The sequence below is a fragment of the Thermus sp. genome (assembly GCF_056332225.1).
The window spans coordinates 1-7,354 of record NZ_JBWGQW010000061.1; the positions used below are offsets into that span (position 1 = coordinate 1).

The 7,354-nt window shown below is 70.5% G+C and carries 7 protein-coding genes and 1 pseudogene; 4 read left to right on the plus strand and 4 right to left on the minus strand.

Translation table 11 applies throughout. The annotated features are described in order from the left end of the window. Positions 1–54 precede the first annotated feature (54 nt). Together AC01Y6_RS09005 and AC01Y6_RS09010 are read right to left on the minus strand one after the other, a co-directional pair. A complete protein-coding gene (locus tag AC01Y6_RS09005) occupies positions 55–267 on the minus strand; it encodes a helix-turn-helix domain-containing protein (RefSeq protein WP_347240213.1) in 213 nt (70 codons plus the stop codon). A 131-nt stretch (positions 268–398) separates the two neighbouring features. Further along, positions 399–749 (minus strand): annotated as a pseudogene (locus AC01Y6_RS09010) (hypothetical protein); the annotation flags it as partial. Positions 750–822: 73 nt separating this feature from the next. Between AC01Y6_RS09010 and AC01Y6_RS09015 the strand changes: the two are divergent. Beyond that, positions 823–1,572: an NHL repeat-containing protein gene (locus AC01Y6_RS09015; RefSeq protein ID WP_476671198.1), complete on the plus strand. Its 750-nt coding sequence runs from the start codon at positions 823–825 to the stop codon at positions 1,570–1,572. Between the two features lie 75 nt (positions 1,573–1,647). Here AC01Y6_RS09015 and AC01Y6_RS09020 read toward each other — a convergent pair whose 3' ends face one another. Together AC01Y6_RS09020 and AC01Y6_RS09025 are read right to left on the minus strand one after the other, a co-directional pair. Continuing rightward, positions 1,648–2,682 (minus strand): hypothetical protein, encoded by a 1,035-nt coding sequence (locus AC01Y6_RS09020; RefSeq protein ID WP_476671199.1) that lies wholly within the window; start codon positions 2,680–2,682, stop codon positions 1,648–1,650. Further along, on the minus strand, positions 2,679–3,683 hold the full coding sequence (locus AC01Y6_RS09025; protein WP_476671200.1) for a hypothetical protein: 1,005 nt from the start codon (positions 3,681–3,683) through the stop codon (positions 2,679–2,681). The genes AC01Y6_RS09020 and AC01Y6_RS09025 overlap by 4 nt, the downstream gene beginning before the upstream one ends. 98 nt (positions 3,684–3,781) lie before the next feature. Between AC01Y6_RS09025 and AC01Y6_RS09030 the strand changes: the two genes are divergently transcribed. From AC01Y6_RS09030 to AC01Y6_RS09040, 3 genes are read left to right on the plus strand one after another with little or no spacing between them, the layout of a single operon-like run. Beyond that, positions 3,782–4,570 (plus strand): hypothetical protein, encoded by a 789-nt coding sequence (locus AC01Y6_RS09030; protein ID WP_476671201.1) that lies wholly within the window; start codon positions 3,782–3,784, stop codon positions 4,568–4,570. Between the two features lie 10 nt (positions 4,571–4,580). Beyond that, entirely contained in the window at positions 4,581–6,182 is a 1,602-nt protein-coding gene (locus AC01Y6_RS09035; protein WP_476671203.1) for an MBL fold metallo-hydrolase, read from the plus strand. Positions 6,183–6,197: 15 nt separating this feature from the next. Further along, positions 6,198–7,220, plus strand: coding sequence for a hypothetical protein (locus AC01Y6_RS09040; protein WP_476671204.1), 1,023 nt, complete (start codon positions 6,198–6,200; stop codon positions 7,218–7,220). Positions 7,221–7,354 lie beyond the last annotated feature (134 nt).

The window sequence follows — 7,354 nt, forward strand, 5'->3', positions numbered from 1 at the left end:
CGGCGGTGGTGGTCTTCCCCACCCCGCCCTTGCCGTTCACCACGGCCACCACCCTCACCCCAGCACCTCCTTCAAGGCCTCCTCCAGGCGTTCCTCGCCGCCCAGAAGCCGCGCCCCCTCTTCCCACGGCACCCGCCAGAGCCGCCCGGCCTTCTGCCCCCGCACCTGGCCCTCCCGGAGCCAGCGCCGCACCGTCTCCGGGTCCACCCGGAGCGCCCGGGCGAGTTCCTCGGGGGTGAGGAAGAGGGGTTTGCCCACGGGAGGCATGCTAACCAAATGGCGCGCTTAGCGCAAGGGGCCCTCAGACAGACTGGGCTTGCCAAGGATATCCCCCACCGAGCCGTGTCTTCGTACCCCCAAACCTCCTTCCCCTCAAACACCGCGTCCACCAAAAGTCACCCCCCGGTAAGGGCAAACCGCCGTAGGGCCTCCCCCCCAAGCCGGGGGTCGGGAGCGCAGCCCTCCCGGCCACCCCACCCCCGACGAAGGCGGGGAAGCCGGTCCTCCCTCCGGTAGGACAGCGCTGCGGTGTACATGAAGTGGAGGGGGGCAGGGCTTTCTAGAGCTGAAGGTCCAGGTGCTTGGGGGTGCGGTGGGCCAGGGACTGGGTGGCTGGAGCGCCAGGAGCGGCCCCGGTTGCCTTTGGGGGTGGGTGGAGCCACCTCAGCCACCTCTTGGATCAGGCGGAGGCAGTGGGCGAGGCCCTCCTTGGGGCTTGCCTTCCTGCGAACAAAGCCTCGCTTGCCCATCGGGAGCGAGACATTCACCTGGTTGTCATGGTCTTTGCAAGGCAAGCTCACGCCTGGTTAAACTTTGCCTTGTATGAGCACACTGAAATTTTCCCGCTTTATCACCATCGGTTTGATGGCCTTTCTCGCCTCGTGCTCTCAAAACCTGGTATCCCCGCCTCCTCCCTCTCCGCCAGACCCCTCCCTCCTGGCAGTAAGCTCTCAGGACGAGCTCTGGTGGATCTCGCTTTCTCAGGATCGGCAGGATGTGAAGGTGGGCCCGATTCGCACCGCCTCGGGCCAGCGAATTCTCGGGGTGTTTGATCTGGCTTGGGATGGGAAGAGCTCCTCTGCCTGGGCGCTTGGGGATAGCGGCGGCAGCCTCTACAAGGTGCAGGTGGCGAGCGGTGTGGCTACCAGAGTGGGGAGCACGGGGGCCGTTCTCAATGGGCTTGCCTTGGACGCCCAGGGTCGGCTGTTCGGGATCGGAGGGAGCGGGGTGTATGAGCTGAATCCATTGACCGGGGCGGCCTCTGCCATACCAGGAGTGTCCCTCCCCTGCGATTCCAGCGGCGATGCGGCTTTCGGGGATGCCCTTTACGCCTCCGTCAGCTGCGGTTCCCTTTCGGGCGACTCCTTGGTGAAGGTAGACCTCGCTTCCAAACAGGCGATCCTGGTGGGCACCATCGGCTTTGAGGGGGTTTATGGGCTCAGCTTCAAGGATGGCGTTCTTTATGGAGCCACTTCAGCGGGTGGCTTACTCCGCATAGACACCTCCACCGGCGCCGGAACGAGGGTTCGCTTCCTCCCCTTCGGGGTTTATGGGACGCAAGGGCTTCACTAGACCCGACCCTTTCGGGTCGGGATCTTAGGGCTTGGAGCGCCGGGAGCCAAGCGGGGGCCGGGGTGGGGCGCGCCCTCAGCTCCCCCTCTCGAGCCATCTGAGAGCCGCCGCCGCCACCTCTGGGGGGATGAGTCCTTGTGTCATCCCGTAGAGGAGCCATATCCCGAGAAGGTCCGGGTAGAAGCGCCCCTCCCGCAAAAGCTCCGCCAGGGTCCCCAGGATAAGGTCCTCCCAGGACCAGACCTCCGCCACAAGGTCCGCTCCCCCCTTCAGGTCCACGGGAAGGGGCAGGGAGCCTTCGGCGGGGAGCAAGGGCGCCAGGACCCGCGCTCTACCCGCCTCCAGCACCAGGAGGGCGGCCTGGGGGTAGGCCTCCCGGAACTCGGGCAAGACCCGGAGGTAGAGGCGCCCCCTCACCTCCCGCACCTCCAGGCCCGGGGCCACCCAGCGGCGGAGCTCGGTGGCACCCAAGGACCCTAGCCACTTGGAAGCATCTGTAGACCGGAGGGCAAACGCGTACACCTGCGTTTCTCCCTCCCCTTTGCGCCCTTCCCGGCGCAAGGGCCGGTAGGCGAAGGGGATCCTCGGACGGGGGACGGAGGGCCTGGGCCTCCGCGGAGGGCTTTCCCGGAGGCGGGGCGGGGCCTCGGCTTCCGCCCGGCCTTTTCTCGGGGAGGAGGGGGTCCGGGGCGATCCCCTCAGGACCTCCACCCAGAACTCCGGGGGCAGGCGGTCCAGGAGGGCCAGGAGTTGGAACCCGGGGGGAACCTCCTTGCGGCGAGCGAGGCGCTCCCGGAGAGGCCGGAAGGCCTCCTTCCCGCAGAGGGCCTCGGCCAGGTCCAGGGCGAGGCCCCCTCCCAGGGAGGGGTGGAGCTCCAGGGCTTGGGAGAGCTTTCGGCAGGCCTCCTCCCGCTCTCCCCGCGCCAGGTGGCCGAGGGCCTGCCGCCCCAGGGCCAGGGCCCGGGCCACGGGGTCTTCTCCCCTGGGGCCCAGGCGGGCGTGCCCCTCGGCTTCCTCCCGGAAGGCGTCGCCGAAGGGCTCCGCCCGCCCCTCCCTGGCCGCGGCCAGGGCCTCCTGAAGGAGCTCCCGGAAGGGGCGGGCGGGCCTCACGCCTTCCCCCCTTTCCCGGGGGAGGCCGGGGCCTCCCAGAGGGCGTCGCGGTACTCCGCCACCAGGTCCCAGTCGTACCCCTCCTCGGGGAAGCAGTCCTCCGGGCACTCCCCGTGGCCCCGGGCCTCCAGGGCCCCGTACCACCCCGGGAGGGCCTTCCCGAAGGAGGGAGAGGGAATCCTGGGGCCGAAGGGCTTTTCCGAGCGGAAGGAGGGCTTCTCGTAGAGCTCCCCCGGGCCGCCCCCCCTGGGCCGGACCCGGGCCACCCAGCACTCCTCCTGGTACCGGAGCCCCACGGTTCTCCTGCCCAGGGTCAGGTCCGGGAGAATCTCCCGAAAGGGCCTCGCCACCCTCCCCTCGCCCCGCAGGAAGGCGAAGACGAAGCAGGGGGCCAGGGCCCGCTCAAAGGCCGGGGCCTCCAGGCCGTAGGACCCCTCCAGCAGAGCGAAGACGCCCCGGAAGGCCCCGGAAAAGGGGGTGGCCGCCGCCCAGGCCTCGGGGGTGCAGGCTCCGAGGAGGTCCCGCAGGCCGTCCGGGGGGTGGAGGCGGGAGCCCAGGCGCTTGAGGAGCCTGCGGACCAGGTCCCGGGGATGGTAGCGGACGTGGAAGTTCCTCACCGCCCGCCTCAGGGCCTCCTCGGGCTTGGACCTCTCGGAAACTTTGAGAAGGGCCTTCTCCCCCGGACCCAGGCCGGCGAGGAGCTCCTTCGCGTTCCTCTCCTCCTCCAGGAAGGAAAGGAGGCTCTCCTTCAGGGCCTCCGTGGTGTTCCAGCGGAGCTCCGCCCCCTTCTTGTGGGCCTCCGTGGCCAGGCGAAGGAGCAGGAGCCCCTGGGAGAGGACGCTTCCCGGGCGCAGGCCGAGCTTCTCCAAGAGGGCTTCGTCAACGCCAGGGAACTCCTCCAGGGCGAAGAGACTCAGGAGGGCCGGCGGGCGGCCGGCCTTCCCCCCTTCCCATCCCGGGACCTCCCCTTGGACCCCTTCCGCAAGCCGCCCTTCCCCCATGCCCCCAGCATAACCCCGGCCCTCCCTAGTCTGCAAGGAGTACGGGTTTTGCGAAACCCGCCTTGTCCTCCCCTCCCCGCCCGGCCTAGCCTGGCCTCATGGAACCTCCACGGGGGCTAAGAAAAGCAGGGTTCTGCCTCCTAGCGGGACTGGCCCTCCTCGCCGACCCCGGGTTGGCGCAGGCGCGGGGCGAGTGGAGGGCCTGGGCCGTTGACCCCGAGACCTCGGGGGGCTTCCTCGGGGGGCAGGTGACGGGGGTGGCCTTCGGGGCCGGGGTCTTCGTGGCCACCGCCCCCTTCCGCATCCTGGTTTCCCGGGACACGAGGAAGTGGGAGGTGATCCGCGCCCCGGCCCGCATGAACAGCGTGAAGTACACGCAGGCGGGCTTCCTGGCGGCGGGGAACGCCGGTACCCTCATGGTCTCCAAGGACGGGAGGAACTGGAAGTACCACAAGGTGGGCCGGGACCTGGAGTGGGACCTGGACGAGGCCACCTACGGGAACGGGTGGTACCTGGTGATGGCCGCCCAGGGGGTGGTCCTGGCCTCCAGGGACCTGAAGCGCTGGATGCCCGTCCTCACCGCGCCGCGGGGGTTCATTTTGGGGATGGACTACGGGAAGGACCGGCTGGTGGTGGGCGGCTACTGGGAGTTCTGGGTGGCGGAGTACGAGGAGGAGGAGGTGAGGGACATGGACATCGCTTCGGTGCGGCGCAGGGGCAACTACCTGGACGTGTACGACGCTCAGGGCAGGCGGATCGGGGGCTTCGGCATCTCCAGCCAGGACGAGCTCCTGGGCTGGACCGCCGACACGGTGATCGTCCGCAGGGGGCGGATGGTCTACCACTACGACGCCCGGGGCCGGGTCAAGGGCACCCGCCCCGCCTAGGGAGGGCGGGGTGAGGCGCTTTGTCCTGGGCGGCTTGGCGGTGCACGTCTTCGGGGGCTGGGGGGAGATCGGGGGCAACCAGCTCCTCCTGGAGGCCGAGGAGGGGGCCCTCCTCCTGGACTTCGGCCGGCCCTTCGGGCGGTGGGGGACCTACTTCACCGAGTTCCTCTCCCCCCGCACCGCCCGCTTCGGCCTGCGCGACCTCCTCTTCCTGGGCCTCTTGCCCCCCCTCCCCGGCCTCTACCGGGAGGGCCAGGCGGACACCCTCCTCCCCTCCCACCTGGAGCGGGGGCTGCTCGGCGGGGGCCTCCCCTCCGGGGAGAAGGTGCTCGCCCTCCTCCTCTCCCACGCCCACCTGGACCACACCGGGGCGGTGGGCTACCTGCGGGGGGACCTCCCCGTGGTGGCCACCGCGGCCACCGCCGCCGTCGTCAAGGCCATGCAGGACACGGCCCAGGCGGGGGTGGACGGGGAGGCCGCCTACCTGACCCCGAGGCGCCCGAACGCGAAGAAGGGGGGAGTCTTGGACGGGGACCGCGAACTGTACCTCCGCCGCCCCTACCGGGTGCTGGGATCCCTCGGGAGGTTCCACGAGCGCTCCCCGAGCGGCAAAAGCCTTCAGGGCCACCCCTGGCAGGAGGCCCAGGCCCCCCTCTCCCTGGGGCCCTTCCGGGTGGAGGCCTTCCCCGTGGACCACTCGGTGCCCGGGGCGGCCGCCTTCGCCGTGGAGACCCCCGAGGGGCTTTTGGTCTACACGGGGGACCTCAGGCGGCACGGCCGCTGGGGAGCCAACACGGAGGCCTTCCTCCGGGCCCTGGAGACCCGCGAGGTCCTCCTCCTGGTGGTGGAGGGGACCCGGCTCGGGGAGGCGCGCCCCGCCCGCACGGAGGGGGAGGTGAGGGAGGCCCTCCACGCCGAGGTGGCCCGGTGGGAGGGGTCCCCGGTGGCCGTGGACTTCGCCCCCCGCAACCTGGAGCGCCTCCTCTCCTGCCTGGAGGTGGCGCGGGACGTGGGGCGGGCCCTGGTGGTCACCGCCAAGGACGCCTACCTCCTCTTCGGCCTGGCGGAGGCCGAGCCCGACCCCTGGGAAGGGGTCCTCCGGGAGGTCCTGGTGCTCAAGGAGGAAAAAAACCGCACGGGGGCGTGGGAGAACGCGCTCTGGGAGGAGGCCCCCGTCCGGGAGGTTTCCCTGAAGGAGGTGGCCCAAGACCCCGGGGCCTACCTCCTGGCCTTCGGCTTCTACGAGGTGAACCGCCTCCTGGACCTGCGCCTCCTGGAGGCCGCCCTGGGCAGGAAGGCGCGGCGGGGGGCCTACATCTTCAGCAACTCCTACTGGGCCGACCAGGAACAGATCCTGGACCTGGAGGTCCTCCTGGCCTGGCTGCGGCGCCTGGACTTCCACCTCCTCCCCGAGGGCCTGGCCTGCCTTCCCCAAGACCCCGCCGGGGTGAAAAACCCCTTCCACACCTCCGGCCACGCCCCCGAGCCCGACCTCCTGGAGGTGGTGCGGCGCCTGCGGCCCCGCTACCTCCTCCCCGTCCACACCGAGCTGCCCGAGCGGTGGCGGGAGCTCCTCCTGGGGGAGGGGACAGAGGTGCTTTTACGCGAGTGAGGAAAGGAGGAAGCCATGAAGGAGAAGATGGAGAGCGTGCCCGTGAGGATCCACGACCTGGGTTCCCTGGAGGGGGACCGCCTGGACTTCGGCCGCGAGGAGCTCTGGGGGCGCCTGGACACCCCCTTGGCCGCCCTCGCCGCCCGCCTTCCCGTCTACCTGGTGAGCGAGGCCCAGATGGACCGCCTCTACCCGCCCGAGCGGCGTCGCTTCTTCCTGGAGGAGCGCCTCCGCGAACGCCTCCGCCGGTTGAGGGAGGGCGACCTGGAAGACCTGGAAGAGGACGAGGACCCCTTCGCCCCCCTCCGGGACCTGGAGATGGAGGACGGGGAGGCCTGGAGGAGGCAGGCGGTGCTCGTGGCCGCGGGCCTCTACCTCCGCCGCCTGGACCCCGGCAGCAAGGGGGACGTTCCCCGCCTGGCGGCCCGGGAGCCCGCCCCCGAGGCCCTCGCCGCTTTTGAGGCCGAGGAGGGGCCCGCCATCTTCCTCTGCCCGGAGCGGATCCTGGCCTGGGCGAAGAAAGCGGGGGTCCCGGGGGAGGTGGCGGTGGACAAGGTCTACTACCACGAGCTGGCCCACGGCCTCATGGACACCGCGGACTTCTTCCCCGACCCCTACCGGGAGAGCTGGGGCCGGGTGGTGGAGGAGAGCCTGGCCAACCTGGTGGCCTTCCGGCGCTTCCAGGGGCGGGAGGCCCTCTGGGTGGCCGCCCTGATCCGGGAACAGCCCCCCGAGTACCGGGGGTATGCGGCCGCCTCCACCCACCTCTTCCCCTTCCACCAGGGCCTTCCTCCCCTCCCCTTCTGGCACCCCTTCTTCCGGGAGGTCTGGGACGACTACTTGCCCTGGCTGAGGAGGCGGGGCTTCCCCCTGCGCTACTTCCCCTTGCTCCTCCTGTCCACCCCCCAGGACCCCGGGGAGCTCAACCTCCTCTCCTGGCGGGAGGCCAAGCGGCTCGGCCTTTGGCGCAATGCCGAGTTGGCCAGGGCCTGGGGGGCCTTCGCCAGGCTCCTCCTGGAGGAGGCCGTAGGGGCCTAGGGGATGCGGGGATGGCCCTAGAGGCGGACAGGGTGGCCCAGGTCCTGGCGCGGGCGGTTAGAGGCTGTCGTAAAAGGGTGGTATCCTTAAGGGGTGACTCTTAGACGATCTTACCCCAGCGACCTCAGCGATGC

Coding starts and splice junctions, on each gene's coding strand:
- AC01Y6_RS09005 (WP_347240213.1), bottom strand. CDS start 267: ATGCCTCCCGTGGGCAAACCCCTCTTCCTCACCCCCGAGGAACTCGCC.
- AC01Y6_RS09015 (WP_476671198.1), top strand. CDS start 823: ATGAGCACACTGAAATTTTCCCGCTTTATCACCATCGGTTTGATGGCC.
- AC01Y6_RS09030 (WP_476671201.1), top strand. CDS start 3,782: ATGGAACCTCCACGGGGGCTAAGAAAAGCAGGGTTCTGCCTCCTAGCG.
- AC01Y6_RS09025 (WP_476671200.1), bottom strand. CDS start 3,683: ATGGGGGAAGGGCGGCTTGCGGAAGGGGTCCAAGGGGAGGTCCCGGGA.
- AC01Y6_RS09040 (WP_476671204.1), top strand. CDS start 6,198: ATGAAGGAGAAGATGGAGAGCGTGCCCGTGAGGATCCACGACCTGGGT.